The following is a 19,294-nucleotide window of genomic DNA, read 5'->3' as shown; positions in this document are numbered from 1 at the left end:
GAAAGGCACTCTGCGATGACCGATCCCGCGCTGCGAGCTGTCCAGCTGACGAAACGCTACGGCCGCCTCACCGCCCTCGACACCTTGGACCTCGACGTCCAGCCGGGGGAGGTGTTCGGGTTCCTCGGCCCCAACGGCGCCGGCAAGTCCACCACTATCCGCCTGCTGCTGGGCCTTGCCCGCCCGAGCGCCGGCCGTGCCGAAGTGTTCGGTGTCGACGCGGCCGACGTGGCCCGCGCCCACCGGCATCTGGCGTACGTGCCGGCCGATGTGGCGTTGTGGCCGCAGCTGACCGGTGCCGAGATCCTGCACCTGCAGGCCCGCACCGGTCCCGGCACCGACACCGCCTACCGCGACGAGCTCGTCGAACGGTTCGCCCTCGATCCGTCGAAACCGGCCCGCACGTACTCGACGGGTAACCGGCAGAAGGTCGCGCTGATCGCCGCGTTCGCCACCCGCGCGCCGCTGCTGGTGCTCGACGAGCCGACCAGCGGCCTGGACCCACTGATGGAACAGCAGTTCCGTGCCGCGGTCCGGCAGGCCCGTGACCGTGGGCAGACCGTGTTCCTGAGCTCCCACCAGCTGGCCGAGGTGGAGGCAGTCTGCGACCGGGTCGGCATTCTGCGTGCCGGCCGCCTGGTCGCGGTGTCTTCTATCAGCGAGTTGCGGGGTCTGCACCGCTCGGAGGTGACGATCACCTTCACCGGCACCGCACCCGACCTGACCTCGATCGCCGGGGTCGCCGGGGTCGAGGCCGCCGGGCAGGGGCGGGTGCGGTTCACGATGACCGGGCCACCGGCTCCGGCGTTGCGAGCACTCGCCGTCGCGGAGGTCACCGCTCTGGCCGTACGGGAACCGAGTCTGGAAGAGATCTTCCTCGACTACTACGGGCAGCAGGTGGCCCGATGAGCCTCGACGCACTCCCGCCCTCGACCACGATCAGCCTGCCCGCCACACCCGCGCCGGGCCGGGCGGTGACCCGGCTGGCGGTCCGGCAGATCCGGCGCGGCGCGCTGCTCGTCGTCGGCCTCACCACGGCCGGGACCGCGCTGGTGGTCGCCAACTACGCGCAGGTGATGGCCGACCCGGCGGCGGCCGGCGGCCTGCAGGCGCTGGCCGCGAACCCGGCGATCCGTACGCTGTTCGGCGCCCCGGTCGGTCTGGACACCGCCGGCGGGTTCACGGTGTGGCGGGTCGGCGCCGTCATCGCGATCGCACTGGGCGTCTGGTCGATCATGACCACCACCCGGATCACCCGCGGCGAGGAGGACGCCGGCCGGTGGGACGTGCTGCTGTCCGGCCGCCTGCGGCTGCGCGACACCCTGATCCGCCACCTGGCCGCCGTGATGGTGGTCTCGGCGGCCACCGCGGCCACCATCACGGCTGTCCTGCTCACCGCCGGCACCCCGCCGGCCGGGGCGATCATCCACGGCGCCGGCACCGGCCTGCTCGGCATGTTCTTCACCGCGGTCGCCGTACTGACCGCACAGGTCTTCCCCGCCCGCCCACCGGCGACCGGCACGGCCGTCGCGGTCCTCGGGGCCGGTCTGCTGGGCCGCATGATCGGCGACGGCGTCACCGCACTGGGCTGGCTGCACTGGTTCTCACCTTTCGGGCTGCTCACCCTCAGCGCCCCGTACGTTCACGACCGCGTGCTGCCGTTGCTGCTGTTGACCGCGGCCACCGTCCTGATCACCCTCGCGGCACTGGCCGTGGCCGGGCGCCGCGACGTGCAGGGCGGCCTGCTGTCCGCGGCGGACGGACGGCCGCCACGGACGCGGCTGCTGACGAGCGTGGAGGCTTTTGCCGTACGCCGGTCGGTGCGGCCGCTGACCGGCTGGATGATCGGCATCGGCGCCTACTACCTGCTGATCGGTCTGACCGCGGTGTCGGTCACCGGCTTCCTGCGCGAGAATCCCGCTCTGGCCGGCGAGGCCGCTCAGGCCGGGTTCACGGGGCTGGGCAGCATCCCCGGGTTCGCAGCGACCCTGTTCGCGATCCTCGCCATGCCCGTCGCCGGTTTCACCACCATCCGGATGACCGCGTTCCTGGCCGCCGAGACCGACCGCCGGCTGGCCCTGCTCGCCAGCCGGCCCGTCACCCGCATACGGCTGCTCGGCGCCGAGATCGCCGTCACCGCAACAGCCGCAGCACTGCTGGTCACTGGTGCCGGGCTGCTCACCTGGGCCGGAGTCACCGCCATGGGCGGTGACCTCACCCTGTCCGCCGCCCTGCACGGCGCCTGGAACGTCTTGCCGATCGTGCTGCTCAGCCTCGGCGTGGCCGTCTTCGCGGTTGGCTGGGCACCACGACTGACCGGACTGCTCAGTGGCCTCCCCACAGTCGGCGGCTTCCTGCTCCTGGTCACCGCCGAAAGCATCGCCGCACCGGCGTGGGGCCGCGACCTTTCACCCTTCGCCCACCTGGCGCCGGTCCCGCTGACCGGACCGAACGTGACGGCGACGACGATCATGATTGCCGTCGCGGTCGCACTGGCCGTCGCCGGCATGGCCGGGTACCGCCACCGGGACCTGCACTCCTGACCCCGACAGCAGGCCGGGCCGCCGATCATCGGCTCGGACCGGCCGCCGGCACACCACGCCCCGCTGAGCGGTCGGCTGCCGAAGAGGGCGAGGCGCCTACCGTCCGGCGAGCGGCTTTTCGGCAACCACCCGTACCCCTACCAGCGGCCTCGCGCCGTCAAGGAGTAGACGATGACGAAAGCACCGGCCGTAGCGCAGACCGCCTTCGGCCCGATGGTGATAGCCGCGTGCGAGCAACACCTGCCCGCACATCAGCGGTTGTTCGACGACCCGGACGCCGCACGCCTGCTGCCCGCCGGGCAACGCATGATCGTCTCCGCCTGCCGGTGGGAACCGGTTCGCCGACTGCTCGTGAAGGCCACCGACAGCAAAGCCGACGGTCTCTGGGCCAGTGTGCTGTGCCGCACCCGCCAGGCATGAATTCGTCACCAGGCGCCGGGTCTGGCACTTCGGGCTCATGCCCGACGACACTCCTGCACTGCTGCGCGAGTTCGGATGGACCGAACGCGAACAGGTCGGGCCCGCCGAATACACCGACCGCTACCTGCGCTCTCTCAGCCGTGACCTGACCGTGTCGCCGATCGAACGATTCGTCTATGCCGATCGTCCGGCCGACGCCGCTCCCGCCTAGGGGCGTAGAAGAGCCGGCGGTGTCGATACTGGTCGAGGCCGAGTTTCGGTGGCGGCGCTGCGACGCGTAGCCTAATTTCGTTATTAAGCGAAATGACGAAAGGCGGTGGGCCGGGGTGCTGGAGGAGTGCAAGGCGCTGTCGAACGAGACGCGCCTGGCGATTCTGGAGTGGCTGAAGGACCCGGCCGCGCACTTCCCCGGGATCGAGGCCGGGGAGGAAGCGGGCGTCTGCGTGGGGCTGATCCAGCAGCGGGTCGGCTGTTCCGCCTCGACCGTCTCGGCGCACCTGGCGATCCTGCAGCGGGCCGGTTTCCTGCAGGCCACCCGGCGCGGGCAGTGGAACTACTACCGCCGCGACGAGGACCGCATCCGCGCTTTCGTCGAACACCTGCAGCACGCTCTGTGAACCCGGAAGGCGGCACCCCGATGTCCCCCGTTCTCTCCCTGCTCGACCTGGCGCCGATCGCCGCCGGGCAGACCGCCCGTGAGAGCCTCGACGCCAGCGTCTCCCTCGCGCAGGCCGCCGAGCGCGCCGGTTACCAGCGGGTCTGGTACGCCGAGCACCACAACATGACCTCCATCGCGTCGTCGGCGACCAGCGTCGTGATCGGGTACGTGGCGGCGCACACCTCGTCGATCACGCTCGGCGCCGGCGGCATCATGCTGCCGAACCACTCGCCGCTGGTGATCGCCGAGCAGTTCGGCACGCTGGAGACGCTGTTCCCGGGCCGGATCGATCTCGGGCTGGGCCGGGCGCCGGGCAGCGACCAGGTGACGATGCGGGCGCTGCGCCGGGACCACTCGTCGGCGGAGTCGTTCCCGCAGGACGTCGTCGAGCTGCAGGGCTACCTGGCCGGCGAGTCGGTGATCCCGGGCGTGCAGGCGGTTCCGCGGGCGGGCCGTCCGGTGCCGCTCTACATCCTCGGGTCGTCGATGTTCGGTGCGCAGCTCGCCGCGAAGCTGGGCCTGCCGTACGCGTTCGCCTCGCACTTCGCACCGGACCTGCTGCACCAGGCGGTCCAGGTGTACCGCCGCACGTTCCAGCCGTCGGCGCAGCTCGCCGAGCCGTACGTGATCGCCGGCGTGAACGTGGTCGCCGCCGACACCCACGAGGAGGCGGAGGCGCAGAAGACGGCGTCGTACCGGGCGCGGACCCGGGCGTTCATCTCCCGCGGCGCGAACGGGCCGGCCTACACCGACGCCGAGATCGACGCGTTCCTGGCCTCGCCGAACGGGCAGAGCCTGGCCGCGATGACCCGGTACACGGCGGTCGGCACGCCGGAGCAGGTCCGCGACTACCTGACCGATTTCGCCGAGTCGTGCGGTGCCGACGAACTGATCACGGCGCATCACGCGCAGTCGGTGCAGGACCGGATCCGGTCGATCGCGCTGACCGGCGCGGCGATGGAGGTGCCGGTCACCGCCTGACGTCCCGACTGGTCGATCTGTACACCGCCATGCGCGGATGAGCGGACGAGCTGCACAATCTGCCCGGTGAAAACTGGGCTTGTTGTGCAGCTCACTCCCGGTGCCGAATGCTGCGAGGTATCAGCGTCCACCGTTGAAGGGAGTGGCAGCGCCATGTCCGTGCACGACACCCTCACCGACACCGAGCGGCTCGCCGAGCTGGATCTCGCCACTCTCAAGCAACTCGTCGGCCTGGTCGAGTACGACTCGGACCGCGACCCGTTCCCGGTCACCGGCTGGGACGCGATCGTGTGGACGGTCGGCAACGCCACCCAGACGGCGCACTACTTCCAGTCCGCGTACGGCATGGAACTGATCGCCTACGCGGGCCCGGAGACCGGCAACCGGGACCACCTCTCGTACGTGCTGAAGAGCGGCGCGATCCGCTTCGTGATCAACGGCGCGGTGGCCCCGGACAGCCCGCTGATCGCCCACCACGCCCGGCACGGGGACGGCATCGCCGACATCGCCCTGGAGGTGCCGGACGTCGACCGGTGCGTGGCGCACGCCCGCGCGCAGGGTGCCACCGTGCTGGTGGAGCCGCACGACGAGACCGACGAGCACGGCACGGTCCGGATCGCGGCGCTGGCGGCGTACGGCGAGACCCGGCACACGCTGGTCAACCGGGACCGCTACACCGGGCCGTACCTGCCCGGATACGTCGTGCGGACGTCCACGCTGCGCCGCCGCCCGGGCGCCCCGAAGCGGATCTTCCAGGCGCTGGACCACGTGGTCGGCAACGTGGAGCTGGGCCGGATGGACGAGTGGGTCGACTTCTACAACCGGGTGCTCGGGTTCACGAACATGGCCGAGTTCATCGGCGACGACATCGCCACCGACTACTCGGCGCTGATGTCCAAGGTCGTCGCGTCCGGCAACCACCGGGTGAAGTTCCCGCTCAACGAGCCGGCCCCGGGGCGTAAGAAGTCGCAGATCGACGAATATCTGGAGTTCTACGGCGGGCCGGGCGCCCAGCATCTGGCCCTGGCCACCAACGACATCCTGCGGTCGGTCGACGTGCTGCGCGACGAGGGCGTCGAGTTCCTGGCCACCCCGGACTCCTACTACGAGGACCCGGAGCTGCGGGCGCGGATCGGCAACGTGCGGGTGCCGATCGCCGAACTTCAGAAGCGCGGCATCCTGGTCGACCGGGACGAGGACGGCTACCTGCTGCAGATCTTCACCAAGCCGACCGGGGACCGGCCGACCGTCTTCTTCGAACTGATCGAACGGCACGGTTCGCTCGGCTTCGGCAAGGGAAACTTCAAGGCGCTGTTCGAGGCGATCGAGCGCGAGCAGGAGAAGCGGGGCAACTTCTAGCGGGGGAGGGAACCGGTGAACCCGCTGTTCCACCAGCTGTTCGACGACGCTGCGATCTTCCCGCCGGGTGACGTGCCGCTGCCGGCGGCGGTCGCGGCGCACCGCGAGCGGGCGGCGTCACCGCTCGCACCGTTGCTCGGCCCGTTCGTCTGCCCGGCCGCCCGCTGGGACGAGCTGGTCGCCGCGGCCGGTGCCGGACCGCCGCTGCGGGTCAGCCTCATCCTGCGGGAACCGGGGGAGCGGATCCCGTCGGCGGCCGGGATCGAGGTGGCCGCGGTAGAGGCCCCGGCCGGCGCCCTCGTGCCGGAGCACCACGGGACGCCCTGTCACGCGTACCACGAAATGCCGGTGGGGGAGATCAGCGTGCCGCGTCTCGCGGCCCTGCGTGACGCGGGCGTGCGTCTGAAGATCAGAACCGGTGGGGTACGCGCGGAGGCGTTCCCGCCGGTGTCCTCGCTCGCGGCGGCGATCGTCGCGGCGGTCCGGGCGGACATCGGTTTCAAGTTGACCGCAGGCCTGCACGACCCGATCCGGCACCGCGACCCGGTGACCGGTTTTGAACATCACGGCTTCCTCAATGTCATCCTGGCCGTGGCCCGCGCGCTGCAGGGCCACGACGCCGCACAGGCCCTCGCCGACGCCGACGGCGCCCGGGTGGCGACCGCGGTCTCCCGGATCGGCGCCGGCACCGCCGCCGCCGTGCGCCGGCACTTCACCGGTTTCGGCACGTGCAGCATCACCGAGCCGGTCGACGGCCTGATCCGATACGGACTTCTGGAGGACCCACGGTGACCTGGACCGACGTCCGCGCCGACCACCCGTTCGGCATCGCCACCCTGCCCTACGGGGTGTTCGGCACCCCGGACGACCCCCGTCCCCGGACCGGCGTCGCGATCGGCGACCGGATCCTGGACCTGACCGCGGCCACCCGGCAACTGGCCCCCGATCTCGTCGCCGTGGTCGCCGGACCGTCCCTGGATGCGCTGTTGGCGGCCGGTCCGGCGCAGTGGGCGTCGCTGCGCGCCACGGTGACCGGCTGGCTCACCGACCCGGCCTGGCGCGGCGTCCTCGGCCCGCACCTGGTGCCGGCCGCGCAGGCCCGGATGCACCTGCCGTTCACGGTCGCCGACTACGTCGACTTCTACGCCTCCGAGCACCACGCGACCAACCTGGGCCGGATGTTCCGTCCCGGACAGGAGCCGCTCACCCCGAACTGGCGGCACCTGCCGATCGGGTACCACGGCCGGGCCGGCACGGTGGTGGTCTCCGGCACCGAGGTGACCCGGCCGCACGGTCAGCGGCGCTCCCCGGACGGCGTGATCAGCTTCGGGCCGGCGCAGCGCCTCGACATCGAGGCCGAGCTCGGGTTCGTCGTCGGCCCCGGCTCGCCCCTCGGCCAACCGGTGTCCATGGCCGAATTTGATCAGCACGTGCTGGGTGTGTGCCTGGTCAACGACTGGTCCGCCCGCGACATCCAGGCCTGGGAGTACGTGCCGCTCGGCCCGTTCCTCGGCAAGTCGTTCGCCACCTCGATCTCCCCGTGGGTCGTCCCGCTCGCCGCCCTCGGCGCCGCCCGGGTCCGCCCGCCGGAACGTGCCGTACCGCTGCTGCCGTACCTCGACGACACCGCGAGCCCGCCCTGGGGCTTCGACATCCACCTGGAGATCAGCCTCAACGGGCACCCGGTGTCGCACCCGGAGTTCGCCGGCATGTACTGGACCGGCGCGCAGATGCTCGCCCACCTGACCGCCAACGGCGCGTCGCTGCGCACCGGTGACCTGTTCGCCTCCGGCACCGTCAGCGGTGAGCGGCCCGAGCAGCGGGGTTCGCTGATCGAACTGTCCTGGGGCGGGCAGGAGCCGCTCAAGCTGCCGGACGGCTCCACCCGCACGTTCCTCGAGGACGGTGACGAGGTGGTGATCACCGCGACCGCTCCCGGTCCGGGCGGTGCCACCATCGGGTTCGGCGAGGTCCGCGGCCGGATCCGGGCGGCCGTGGACTGAGGCGTCCCGGCGGCTGATCTTGCAACATGGATACCGGGTATGCATACTCCGTATCCATGTCGATTCGCCATGGCCTGCTCGCGTTGCTGGAACGCGGGCCGATGCACGGCTACCAGTTGCGCGCCGCGTTCGAGACGAGCGTCGGCGGCACCTGGTCGCTCAACATCGGACAGGTCTACACCACGCTGTCCCGGCTGGAACGCGACGAACTCGTGGCGGCGCTGCCGGAGAACGAGGGCCAGCGGCCGTACACGATCACCGACGGCGGCCGGGCCGAACTGAACCGGTGGTTCGCCACCCCGCTGGAGCGCAGCGACCGGCCCCGCGACGAGCTGGCGATCAAGCTGGCACTGGCGATGACCACGCCGGGGGTGGACGTGGCCGCGGTGGTGCAGGGGCAGCGGACCGCCGGGATGCGAGCGCTGCAGGAGTACACCCGGCTGAAGACCCGGACCGGTCCGGACGACCTGTCCTGGGCCCTGGTCCTGGAGTCGATGATCTTCCAGTGCGAGGCGGAGATCCGCTGGCTGGACCACTGCGAGACCGCCCTGCTGCGCCGCCGCCCGGCACCGGCACCGGCATCTGCCACCGCTCCCGCTCCGGACCGGGAGGGGGCGCACCGATGAGCGACGCCGTCCTCGAGTTCCGCGACGTGCACCGCACCCACGGCACCGGCCCGGCCGCCGTGCACGCCCTGCGCGGCGTGACCCTGCGGGTCCGCCCCGGCGAACTGGTCGCGGTGATGGGGCCCTCCGGGTCCGGCAAGTCCACCCTGCTCAACCTGGCCGGTGGCCTGGACCTGCCGGACGGTGGCGAGGTGCTGGTCGACGGCGTCGCCCTCGACAGCCTGTCGCACCGCCGTCTCGCCGCGGTGCGCCGCCGCACCGCCGGCTACGTCTTCCAGGACTTCAACCTGCTGCCCAGCCTCACCGCCGCGGAGAACGTGGCCCTGCCGCTGGAACTCGACGGCACCGGCGTCCGGGCCGCCCGCCGGGCCGCGTTCGCCGCCCTCGGCGACCTCGGCCTCGGCGAACTGGCCGGGCGCTTCCCCGACCAGATGTCCGGCGGCCAGCAGCAGCGCGTCGCCATCGCCCGCGCCCTGGTCGGCCACCGCCGGCTGGTGCTGGCCGACGAACCGACCGGCGCGCTGGACTCGGAGACCGGCGAGACCGTCCTGCGGGTGCTGCGCGACCGGGTGGACGCGGGCGCGGCCGGCCTGCTCGTCACCCACGAGGCCCGGCACGCCGGCTGGGCCGACCGGGTGATCTTCCTGCGGGACGGCCGGGTGGTGGACACCTCGGGACCGCTCGCCGCGGCCGAGGACCTGCTGGAGCACCACTCGTGAGGACGCCGTTCGCGGGTTCCTGGCGTACCGCCCTGCGGGTCGCCCGGCGCGAGATCGTCCGGGCCCGGGGACGGTCCGCCCTGGTCGTCGCGATGATCGCGGTGCCGGTCTGCGGACTCGGGTACGCGGCCGCCACCTATGACATGTTCACCCCGACTCCCGCCGAACGCGCCACCCGGATCCTCGGCGCGGCGGACGCCCGGATCCAGGCGCACCCGCCCGGCCCGATCCTGCAGGACGTCACCGGCGACCGGTGGCGGCCCGCGCAGGACGGCGTCCACGAGGGCGGGACCGCGCCGGGCGAGGACGAGATCCTGGCCCAGCTGCCGCCCGGCAGCCGCGTCGTGCCGTCCTCGGCGGCCACCCCGGACCTGCGGACCGCGACCGGGGGCCTCGCCGCGGCCGACGCCACCGCGATGGACCTGACCGACCCGATCCACGCCGGCCTGGTGACGCTGCTCGACGGCCGCGCCCCGGCGGCCCCCGACGAGGTGGCCATGTCACCGGCCGCGCGGGAACGGTTCGGCGACACGATCCAGGACGTCGACGGCGACCGGACGTGGACCGTCGTCGGCACCGTCGAGTTCCCCGGCGACCTGGGGGAGAAGCTGGTCTTCGCCCCCGGCGGGCTGCCCGGCGCCGCGGCACCGCAGGACTGGCTGGTGGACACCCCCGAGCCGGTCGTCTGGGCCGACGTCCGCGCCCTGAACCAGGCCGGCCTGGCGGTGACCTCGCGGGCCGTGCTCCTCGACCCGCCGGACGCCGCCGAGGTCCCCCTGGCGGCGGACGAGGAGGAGACCTTCTCCCTGGTCCCGGTGGTCGTCGGCCTGGCCATCCTGGAGATCGTGCTGCTCGCCGGGCCGGCGTTCGCCGTCGGCGCGCGACGGCGGCAACGGTCGCTGGCCCTGGTCGCCGCGAACGGCGGCACCCGGGCCCACCTGCGCCGGATGGTCCTCGCCGACGGTGTGCTGCTCGGCCTGGCCGGGGCCGCGACCGGTCTGATCCTGGCGGTGCTGCTGGCCGTGGTCACCCGCCCGTTCGCCGAACAGTTCGCCGGGGCCCGGGCCGGCGGCTACCGGTTCAACCCTCCGCTGCTCGCCGGCATCGTGGTGTTCGCCGTGGTCACCGGTCTGCTGGCGGCGGCCGTGCCGGCGGTCGCCGCGGCCCGCGCCGACGTGGTCCCGGCGCTGGCCGGGCGCCGGGGAGTGCTGCGGACCCGCCGCCGCTGGCCGGCCGCCGGCCTGCTGCTGGTCGCGGTGGGCGCCGCCGTCGCCACCGGGGGCGCGAACGTCGCGCAGCCGCCGGTGATCGCCGGTGGGCTGGCGGTCGCCCAGATCGGCCTGGTGCTGTGCACCCCCACCCTGCTCGGGGTGATCGCCCGGTTCGGCGCGGTCCTGCCGCCGGCGCCCCGGATCGCCCTGCGCGACACCGCCCGCAACCGGGCCGCGTCCGCCCCGGCGATCTCCGCGGTGATGGCCGCCGTCGCCGGAACCGTCGCGATCGGCGTCTACCTGGCCGGCACCGACGCCCGGGAGCGGGAGAACTACACGGCCTCGCTGCCCGCCGGGCACATCGGGGTGGCCTTCGGGCTCGGCTTCGACGTCTACCGCGACGACACCCCGGCGAAGGTACGCGCCGCCCTCACCGAGGCGGCGCCCGGCGCGACGGTGACCGAGATCCGAGAGCCGGTCTGCCCGCAGGACCGCACCTCGACCAGTTGCCACCTCTACGCGGGCCGGCCGGACGCCAACGTCTGCCCCGGCGAGGAGCACCCGCCGGGCACCCGGGCCGAGGTCGACGCACTCGCCGCCGACCCGCGCTGCGCCGACAGCCACCTGAGCCGGACGCACATCAACCCGCTGTTCATCCGGGCGGTCGGCGACCGGGACAGCGTGGTCGCCCTGACCGGGGCGTCCGGCGCCGAACTGGAGGCGGCGATGGCCGTCCTGGACCGGGGCGGGGCGATCGTCGCCGACCCGTTCGCGATCGTCGACGGCGAGGTCACCCTGGGGGTGTTCGCCCCGCCGGACACGAACCGGGAGATCGTGGTGCCCGGTTACCTGATGCCGGGGGCGGGCACGGACATCATCTCCGAGGGTGCCGTCCGCCGGGCCGGGTTCGCGACCGCGGTGACCGGGATGGTGGCCGCCGGCGACGAGGCCCCGGACGTCGCGGTGATCGACCGGCTGGACGCCGCCCTGACCGACGCGGGCAGCCGTACCTCCTATGTGGAACGCGGCCCGGCCGACGACAGCGAACCGTTGCTGTACCTGCTGGCAGCGGCCTCCGCACTGATCACCCTGGGTGCCGCCGCGGTCGCCACCGGACTGGCCGCCGCCGACGGCCGCGCGGACCTGACCACCCTCGCGGCGGTGGGGGCCGCGCCGGGCGTACGCCGGATGCTGTCGTTGAGCCAGTCCGGGGTGATCGCCGGTCTCGGGTCGGCGCTCGGGGTGGTCGCCGGGATCGGCTCGGGGTTCGCGGTGCTGGCGGCCACGAACCTGAGCCGGGCGGCGCAGTGGCCGCAGCCGACGCCGTACCCGCTGACCGTGCCCTGGCTCAACCTGCTGATCGTGGCGGTCGTCCCGCTGGTGGCGATGGCCGGCGCGGGCCTGCTGACCCGGTCGCGGCTGCCGATCGAACGGCGGCGCCCGTCCTGAGCCGCCGATCCTATTCGCCGGTCCGGGCCCGCGTGATCCGCTGCTGCTCGTCGGCGGTCCCGGGCCGGGCCTCCGGGCGGAGTTCACCGGCCAGGGCCCGGCAGATGGGCTCGTCGAGCCGGAACTCCGCCCGGATGCTGCGCAGGGTGGGATGCGCGTCCGGCAGCCGCCCGGCGTTGGCCAGGTCCTCCAGGTCGGCGAGGAGCTCACTCAGCGCGGTGAACCCGACGTTGGACGCGGAGCCCTTGAGCGCGTGCGCGCGTTCCCGGACGGCGTCGGTGTCACCGGCGGTGAGCGAGTCGGCGAGGCGGTCCAGGGCGGGCGGTGTCTTGGCGGCGAACGAGTTCAGCAGCCGGGCGAGCAACTCGCGTTCCTCGGGTTCCGGATCCGGGCCGCCGATGTCGTCGAGCCGGGCGCGGACGCCGTCCTCCCGCGAACTCGTGGCCGGGAGGACGGCGTCCGGGGCCGCGGCTTCCGGGGCGGGCACCGGGGCGTCGGCGGACTGCAGCAGCGGGGCCAGGGCCGCGGTCAGGTCCGGCATGCGCACCGGCTTGGCGATGTAGTCGTTCATCCCGGCGTTCCGGCAGGCCGTCCGGTCCTCGATGAGCACGCTGGCGGTCATCGCGATGATGTGCGGCTGCTGCTCGGCGGGCAGGTCGGTGCGGATCCGCCGGGTGGCGGCCAGCCCGTCGAGGACCGGCATCTGGACGTCCATCAGCACCACGTCGTAGCGGGCCTGCCGCAGGGCCTGCACGGCTTCGCGGCCGTTGGCGACGGTGTCGACACGGTGCCCGAGCTTGCCGAGCATCAGCTGGGCGACCTTCTGGTTGACGTGGTTGTCCTCGGCGAGCAGGACCCGCAGCGACCCGGGCCGCGCCTGGTCGACGGGGACGGCACGCAGCACGGCCGGCGGTGGCGCGACGGACGGCCCGCTGCCCGGCTCGGTGTCGGCCAGCACCCAGCCGATGGTGTCGTGCAGGGTGCTGGCCCGGGTCGGCTTGGTCAGGGTGGCGTCGAACAGCTCCCGTTCGCCGGGCTGCGGCCGCCAGGTGATGCTGCTGGCCAGCAGCAGCCGCATGGCCTGCCCGGCGGGCGTACGCCGCAGGCTCTGGGCCAGTTCGGCGCCGGTGACCTCCGGCATGTTCATGTCGATCACGGCCACGTCGAAGTTGGCCCCGGTGTCGACCATGTCCAGGGCCTCGGCCGCGGAACCCACGTCGACGCAGCGCAGACCCCACCCGGTGAGCTGCTGGCGCAGGACCGCCCGGTTGGTGGCGTTGTCGTCCACCACGAGCACCGACCGGCCGGTCATCGCCGGCTGTTCCGGGAGGTCCCCGCCGGCCGTGCGGCAGTGCCGCAGCAGCACGGTCGCGGTGAAGGTCGACCCGGCGCCCGGCTCGCTGGTGACGGTGATGTCGCCGCCCATCGCCTGGGCGAGCCGGCGGCTGATGGCCAGGCCCAGTCCGGTGCCGCCGTACACCCGGGTGGTCGACGAGTCGACCTGGCTGAACGACCGGAACAGCCGGCCGATCTTGTCCGCGGGGATGCCGATGCCGGTGTCGCGGACGGCGACGGTGACGGTGAGCAGGTCCCCGTCGCCGGGCTCCGCGTGCACGGTGGTGACGACCTCGCCATGATCGGTGAACTTGACCGCGTTGGAGAGCAGATTCACCAGGACCTGCCGCAGCCGGGTCGCGTCGCCGCGCAGCATCGGCGGGCAGCCGGTGTCGATGCGTCCCACCACCTCGATGTTCTTGAGCCCGGCGGGCACCGCCATCAGGGCCAGGGCGCTGTCCAGGAACTCGCGGGCACTGAACGCGGTGTCCTCCAGCTCCAGCTCACCCGCCTCGATCTTCGACCAGTCCAGGATGTCGTTGATGATGACCAGCAGCGCCTCGCCGCTGTCCCGGACCGTCGTCAGGTACTCGCGCTGCTCCGTGGTCAGTTCGGTGTCCAGCACCAGGCCGGTCATCCCGATCACCGCGTTCATCGGGGTCCGGATCTCGTGGCTCATCGTGGCGAGGAAGGCGCTCTTGGCCGCGGTCGCCGCGACCGCCTCGTTCCGGGCGCTGACCAGCGCCTCGGTGGAGGCGTTGACCGCGACGGCCATCCGGGCCACCTCGGCCGGCCCGTCCACCGGGGCCCGTGCCCGCAGATCCCCGCCGGCGACCCGTCCCGCGGCGGCGGTCACGGCGAGGACCGGCCGGCTCACCCGCCGTTCCAGCCACCAGCCGCCCGCGACGACCAGCAGCAGCGCGCTCAGCGTCCCGGTCAGGACCAGGAACTGGGTGTGCTGCGCGCTGATCGACCCCTGGCGCCGGTACTCCTGCAGCAGAGCACGCTCCTCGGCGATCATCCGGCCCAGCAGCCCCTGGATCTGGTCCATGAAGATGGCGCCGCTGTCGTTGTTGACCACGTCCTGGGCCGCGGGGAAACCCCCGTCGCGTTGCAGCCGGATGGTCCGGGCGAGCTCGCGGATCTTCGCGTTGACCGGCGGCGCCAGATCGTCGATCAGCTTCTCCTGCGAGGGGTTGCCGACGGTCAGCGCCCGCAGGCGGTGCAGCGTGGCGGGCAGCTCACCGACCGCCTCGGTGTAGGGCGCCAGGTACCGTTCCTTGCCGGTGATCAGGAATCCGCGCTGGCCGCGTTCGGCGTCCTGCAACTGCTGGCGGACCTCGGCGATCGTCGCCAGCGCCTGGTGGGAGCGTTCCACCGGGGCGCGATCGGCGAGCAGGGTCTCGATCCGCGCGTACGAGCTGGCGCCGAGCACCACCAGGAGCACGGCGACCGCGGAGCATCCCAGCCACAGCAGCACCCGCAGGGACAGGCTCGACACCCGGGACGCGGCTACGGCGGCGGAGGTCACGACCCCCTATCGGCCGTCCGGACGCCTGCTTTACCGGTCGGCGCCGTGATTTCCGGCTCTGCCCGCCCGGCTGCCGACTAGGTATACCTAGGCCGCTCTGAGCTGCACGGATACGCAACGCCGTCCGATGTGCCGACGGCCGGCACGGACCACGATGGACACATCAGCGAACGAGGGAGACGCGAGATGATGTATCCGGAGATGGCCCTGGCACTGGCGAACGACCGCCACCGGGAACTCACCGCCGAGGCCGACCGTGGGCGCCTGCTCACCCTGGCCCGCCGGGCACGCCGGCGCCGGGCGGAACGAGATCGACCCACCACTATCCTGGCGTCGTGCGAACCCATCGTGGCGGTACCACACCGGTGATGGTCGGACGAGACGGTGAGCTGCGGCGGCTCACCGACCTCGCCGCGACCGGCGAGGCGGCGGTCGCGATCGTCGCGGGGGAACCGGGCATCGGCAAGACCCGCCTGGTCCGCGAGTTCCTGGCCACCGTGCCGGACTCGACCGTGGTCCTGGTCGGTCAGGCCGAGCCCGGCTCTCTCGCCCGGCCCTACGAGGTGCTGCTCGACGCCGTCGACGGCCACGCGGGGGTCGGCGAGGACCAGCTGGCGGCGCTCGCCGACCCCCGGCGGAGCGCGGTCGAACGGTTGCACACCGGTCTCGCCGTGCTGACCGCCCTGATCGGCGACGCGCCCGCCGTCGTGGTCTTCGACGATCTGCACTGGGCCGACTCGGAGAGCGCCGCCCTGTTCGAACGGATCGCCGACCAGCACGGCCCGCGCCTGCTCATCGGGACGTACCGGCCGGACGAGGTGACCCGCCGCCAGCCGGTCGCCGGCCTGCTGGCCCGGATGCAACGCCGGCATGCGGTCACCCACGTACACCTGAACCGCCTGACCCCCTCGCAGACCGCGGCCTTCCTCGCGGCCGCCACCGGGACGCCGGCGTCGCCGCGCGCCGCGGCGGCGCTCCACCAGCGCACCGGCGGCAATCCCTTCTTCCTGGAGGAGATGGTCCGGGCACTTCCCGGGTACGCGCCCGAGGAACTCGTCGAGCAGCCGCTGCCGTGGAGCCTCGCCGAGGTGCTGCGGCGCCAGGCCGACGACCTGGAACCGGCCGCTCTGCGGATCGTCGAGGCGGCCGGCGTACTCGGGCACCGGATCCCGTTCGACCTGCTCGCCGCGGTGACCGGCACCGGCGAGGACGAACTGATCGGGGTGTTGCGCGACCTCGTCGGCCGGGGTGTGCTGGTGGAGTCCGGGGAGGACGAGTTCACCTTCCGGCACGCGCTGGTACGGGAGGCGATCGGTGGGCCGATGCTCGGCCGGCAGCGCCGTCGCCTGCACGAGGCGGCCCTGGAGGTGCTGCTGCGCGCGGGCTCTCCGGACCCCGCCATGGTGGCGCACCACGCCCGCGGCGCCGGCCGGTACGACGACATGATCAGCGCCGCCCGCGGTGGCGCCGAGCTCTACCTCTCCATCGGCTCGGCCTACCAGGCGCTGCAACTGGCCGAGATGGGCCTGGAGGAGGCACCCGGCGACACCGGCCTGCTGGCGTCGGCGGCCCGCGCCGCGTGGCTGGCCGGCCTGCTCGACGACGCGGTCCGTCACGGCCGGCACTGGCGGGACCTGGCCGCCACCGCCACCGATCGCGCCGCATCGCTCTACCTTCTGGTACGCCTGGCGTGGGAGACCCGCGAGACCGACGACATGCGTGCCCTCACCCAGGAGATCGAGACCCTGATCGCGAAGCTGCCACCCGGCGCCGACCAGGCTCGGGCGATGACCGCGATCGCCCAGTCGGCCTACCTGCGCGACGACCACGAGTCCGCCCTGAGCTGGGCGGACCGCGCTCTGGACCGGGCCGCCGAGTTCGGCCTGCCGGCGGTGCGCCGGGCCGCCCTGATGGAGAAGGGCGGGACGTTGCTCGAACATGTGGCGACCGCCGCGCGGGGGCGTGCGATCCTGACCGCCCTGGTCGACGAGGCGGAGCAGGCGGGCGAGTGGGTGCTGGCCGCCCGCGCCCTCAACACGCTGGTGCAGGGCGGCCCGCCCGGAAAGCCGGACGAGCACGCCGCGATCCTGGAACGGATGCGGGTCGACGCCGAACGGGCCGGGTTCGAGTCGCTGGCGGTGGCCGCGTACTTCCAGGGCCGGGCCCGGCTCGCCGTGCACACCGGCGACCTGACCGCCGCGATCACGGCGCTGGAGGAGGGCCGCGATCAGGACCGCGGCTACCAGCGCCGGGGCCGGTGGGCCGACTATCACGGGTTCTTCCTCACCGGTCTCTACCTGGAGGCCGGTGAACTGGACCGGGCCGAGCGGATGGTGGCCGCCCTGGCGGCGCTGCCCGCCAATCCGCCGGGGGCGATTCCCGGCCTGACTCTGCACCTGGCCTGCCGGCGCGGCGATCCGTCCCGTGCCGAGGCGGCCCTGGACGCGTTGTTCGACGCCCTCACCGAGCAGACCTGGCGCAGCGGTGAACAGGCCCACGACCTGGTGTCGGCCGCGCTGGAGATCGGCCTGCCGGGTCACCGGACCGACCTGATGGCCGAGGCTCTGCTCGGGCCCGGCGACGGGGACGGCTACCGCGGTCTCGTCGAGGCACAGGTAGCCGAGTCCCACGGCAGGACCGCCGAGGCGCTGGCGGGCTACCGGTCCGCGGCGGGCGCCCCGGGCCTGACCCCGGCGGCCCGGGGCACGGCCCGTGTCGGCGCCGCCCGCTGCCTGCTCGCCGGCGCCCGGCCCGACCAGGCGGCCACGGAGCTGGAGGCGGCCACCGCGTTGCTGGCCGGGTGGGGCGGCTGGCGGGTCGCGCAGCTCACCCGGATGCGTGCCCGCCTGGGCATGGCCCCGGCCGGCGCCGGGGCCGCGGTCACCGGACCGGGCGCGCTGACACCGCGCGAGCGGGAGGTGGCGGTGCTGGTCAGCGAGGGACTGACCAATGTGGAGCTGGCCCGGCACCTGGTCATCTCCCCGAAGACGGCCGCCGTGCACGTGTCGAACATCCTGCGCAAGCTGGACGTCGCCTCGCGGACCCGGGTGGGCGAGGCGCTCGCCGCCGGCGGGCCGCAGCCCTGAGCCGGGTTCGCCGGTGCCGGGGCGGGCGCACCGGTCGCCGATGCCGCCCTGGTTCCCGTGCGGGCGTTGCCGACCAGCACGCCGGCGTCCCGGGACGCGGGCGCAGCGCTTGCGCAGGCGCCCGGACCCGTGTCCTGAGATCATCGGGGGATGACCGCAGCCGAGCGCATGGTGACCGCCGCGACGGCCTGGATCGCCGCTCTGGATCCCGCCCAGCGGGCCGACGCCGTCCTGCCGTGGCCCGCTGATCAGGAGCGGCGCCGCTGGTTCTACACGCCGACCGACCACGGCGGTCTGCCCCTGCAGCGGATGGGCCCGGAACAGCAGCAGGCCGCCCACCGGTTGGTCGCCACCGGGCTGTCCGGTCCCGGCTACGTGACCGCGGCGACGATCATGGGCTTGGAGAACGTCCTCGACGAGGCCGACGGCTGGAGCGCCTCCTGGGGGCGGCCCCGCGGCCGGGATCCGCAGCTCTACTACCTGACGGTCTTCGGCACGCCCTCGCTGTCCGGCCCGTGGTCGTGGCGTTTCGGCGGGCACCACGTCTCGGTGCACCACCTGGTGCTCGACGGCCGGGTGCAGGCCAGCTCGCCGTGTTTCCTCGGCGCTGACCCGGCGACGTCACCGTTGCTCGGCGGTCACCTGCTGCGGCCGCTCGGCGCGGCCGAGGACCTCGCCCGGGACCTGCTGGCCGTGCTGGACGACGGGCAGCTGGCCGGCGCCGTGATCTGCCCGGTGGCCCCGGTCGACATCGTCGGCGGCAACCGGTCGCAGCTCAGCGACGGAGACCGGGTGCTGCCGCTGCCGGAGGTGTGGCGTGGCCGGTTCACCGACCCCCGGCTGCGGGAGCTCACCGCCGCCATCCACGAGAAGGCCGAGGCCCGGGCCGGCGTCACCGAGCAGCACCGCGACGCCGTGGCACTGACCGGTGTCCCGAAGGGGCTGCCCGCCGCGGCCATGTCACCGGAGCAGCGCGAGGTGCTGCGGGCGCTGCTCGACGTCTACGTGGGCCGGATCCCGGAGGAGCTCGCCGAGCGGGAGGCCGCGAAGTTCGCCGGTGACCGCCTGGACGGCGTGCACTTCGCCTGGGCCGGCGACACCCGCCGGGGCCGTCCGCACTACTACCGCCTGCAGGGCCCGGGTCTGCTCGCCGAGTACGACAACACCCAGCGTGACGCCGATCACGTGCACACGGTGTGGCGCGACCCGGAGAACGACTTCGGCGACGACGTCCTCGGCCGGCACCGGGCCGCCTTCCACCGCTCTTAGCTACGAACAGGGCCGAACGGGGACATCTCGCCGGGGGTGGTGGCGGGCCGGGCCGTGAGGTCGGATACCAGGCCTACCGCGCCAGATCAACTTCTGCCAGGATG

Annotated in this window: 16 protein-coding genes; 15 read left to right on the top strand and 1 reads right to left on the bottom strand. The window is 73.4% G+C overall.

The window, feature by feature from the left end; all coding sequences use genetic code 11:
- Nucleotides 1-15: 15 nt before the first annotated feature.
- From QSK32_RS34175 to QSK32_RS34120, 12 genes are all read left to right on the top strand, one after another.
- Nucleotides 16-909 (top strand): ABC transporter ATP-binding protein, encoded by an 894-nt coding sequence (locus tag QSK32_RS34175; protein ID WP_285474197.1) that lies wholly within the window; start codon nt 16-18, stop codon nt 907-909.
- Nucleotides 906-2,543 carry an ABC transporter permease gene (locus QSK32_RS34170; protein ID WP_285474196.1) on the top strand — a complete coding sequence of 546 codons (1,638 nt, stop codon included), beginning with the start codon at nt 906-908 and terminating at the stop codon, nt 2,541-2,543. The genes QSK32_RS34175 and QSK32_RS34170 overlap by 4 nt, the downstream gene beginning before the upstream one ends.
- A 171-nt stretch (nt 2,544-2,714) precedes the next feature.
- Complete coding sequence (locus tag QSK32_RS34165) at nt 2,715-2,963, top strand: class I SAM-dependent methyltransferase (protein ID WP_285474195.1); 249 nt, start codon at nt 2,715-2,717, stop codon at nt 2,961-2,963.
- A gap of 37 nt (nt 2,964-3,000) precedes the next feature.
- Complete coding sequence (locus tag QSK32_RS34160) at nt 3,001-3,174, top strand: hypothetical protein (RefSeq protein WP_285474194.1); 174 nt, start codon at nt 3,001-3,003, stop codon at nt 3,172-3,174.
- Between the two features lie 115 nt (nt 3,175-3,289).
- A complete protein-coding gene (locus QSK32_RS34155; protein WP_045741911.1) occupies nt 3,290-3,580 on the top strand; it encodes an ArsR/SmtB family transcription factor in 291 nt (96 codons plus the stop codon).
- Between the two features lie 20 nt (nt 3,581-3,600).
- Nucleotides 3,601-4,602, top strand: coding sequence for an LLM class flavin-dependent oxidoreductase (locus QSK32_RS34150; protein WP_045741977.1), 1,002 nt, complete (start codon nt 3,601-3,603; stop codon nt 4,600-4,602).
- Between the two features lie 153 nt (nt 4,603-4,755).
- Nucleotides 4,756-5,961: a 4-hydroxyphenylpyruvate dioxygenase gene (hppD, locus tag QSK32_RS34145; RefSeq protein ID WP_285474193.1), complete on the top strand. Its 1,206-nt coding sequence runs from the start codon at nt 4,756-4,758 to the stop codon at nt 5,959-5,961.
- A gap of 15 nt (nt 5,962-5,976) precedes the next feature.
- Complete coding sequence (locus QSK32_RS34140) at nt 5,977-6,753, top strand: hypothetical protein (RefSeq protein ID WP_285474192.1); 777 nt, start codon at nt 5,977-5,979, stop codon at nt 6,751-6,753.
- A complete protein-coding gene (gene fahA / locus QSK32_RS34135) occupies nt 6,750-7,964 on the top strand; it encodes a fumarylacetoacetase (RefSeq protein ID WP_285474191.1) in 1,215 nt (404 codons plus the stop codon). The genes QSK32_RS34140 and fahA overlap by 4 nt, the downstream gene beginning before the upstream one ends.
- A gap of 56 nt (nt 7,965-8,020) precedes the next feature.
- Complete coding sequence (locus tag QSK32_RS34130; RefSeq protein WP_285474190.1) at nt 8,021-8,590, top strand: PadR family transcriptional regulator; 570 nt, start codon at nt 8,021-8,023, stop codon at nt 8,588-8,590.
- Nucleotides 8,587-9,309: an ABC transporter ATP-binding protein gene (locus tag QSK32_RS34125; RefSeq protein WP_285474189.1), complete on the top strand. Its 723-nt coding sequence runs from the start codon at nt 8,587-8,589 to the stop codon at nt 9,307-9,309. The genes QSK32_RS34130 and QSK32_RS34125 overlap by 4 nt, the downstream gene beginning before the upstream one ends.
- Nucleotides 9,306-11,969, top strand: coding sequence for an FtsX-like permease family protein (locus QSK32_RS34120; RefSeq protein ID WP_285474188.1), 2,664 nt, complete (start codon nt 9,306-9,308; stop codon nt 11,967-11,969). The genes QSK32_RS34125 and QSK32_RS34120 overlap by 4 nt, the downstream gene beginning before the upstream one ends.
- Nucleotides 11,970-11,979: 10 nt before the next feature.
- Here the strand turns inward: QSK32_RS34120 and QSK32_RS34115 are convergent, their stop codons facing one another.
- Nucleotides 11,980-14,835 (bottom strand): hybrid sensor histidine kinase/response regulator, encoded by a 2,856-nt coding sequence (locus tag QSK32_RS34115; RefSeq protein WP_285474187.1) that lies wholly within the window; start codon nt 14,833-14,835, stop codon nt 11,980-11,982.
- Nucleotides 14,836-15,021: 186 nt separating this feature from the next.
- Here QSK32_RS34115 and QSK32_RS34110 point away from each other — a divergent pair, with 186 nt between their 5' ends.
- The 3 genes from QSK32_RS34110 (at nt 15,022) to QSK32_RS34100 (ending at nt 19,190) form a co-directional block, all read left to right on the top strand.
- A complete protein-coding gene (locus QSK32_RS34110) occupies nt 15,022-15,204 on the top strand; it encodes a hypothetical protein (protein WP_045741904.1) in 183 nt (60 codons plus the stop codon).
- Nucleotides 15,204-17,921, top strand: coding sequence for an ATP-binding protein (locus QSK32_RS34105; protein WP_045741903.1), 2,718 nt, complete (start codon nt 15,204-15,206; stop codon nt 17,919-17,921). Before QSK32_RS34110 ends, QSK32_RS34105 begins: the two co-directional genes overlap by 1 nt.
- Before the next feature lie 150 nt (nt 17,922-18,071).
- Entirely contained in the window at nt 18,072-19,190 is a 1,119-nt protein-coding gene (locus QSK32_RS34100) for a DUF3500 domain-containing protein (protein WP_045741902.1), read from the top strand.
- Nucleotides 19,191-19,294 lie beyond the last annotated feature (104 nt).

Source organism: Actinoplanes sp. NBRC 101535 (assembly GCF_030269225.1).
In the GTDB taxonomy this organism is placed as follows: domain Bacteria; phylum Actinomycetota; class Actinomycetes; order Mycobacteriales; family Micromonosporaceae; genus Actinoplanes; species Actinoplanes rectilineatus.
This window is presented reverse-complemented; position numbering and strand designations above follow the sequence as displayed.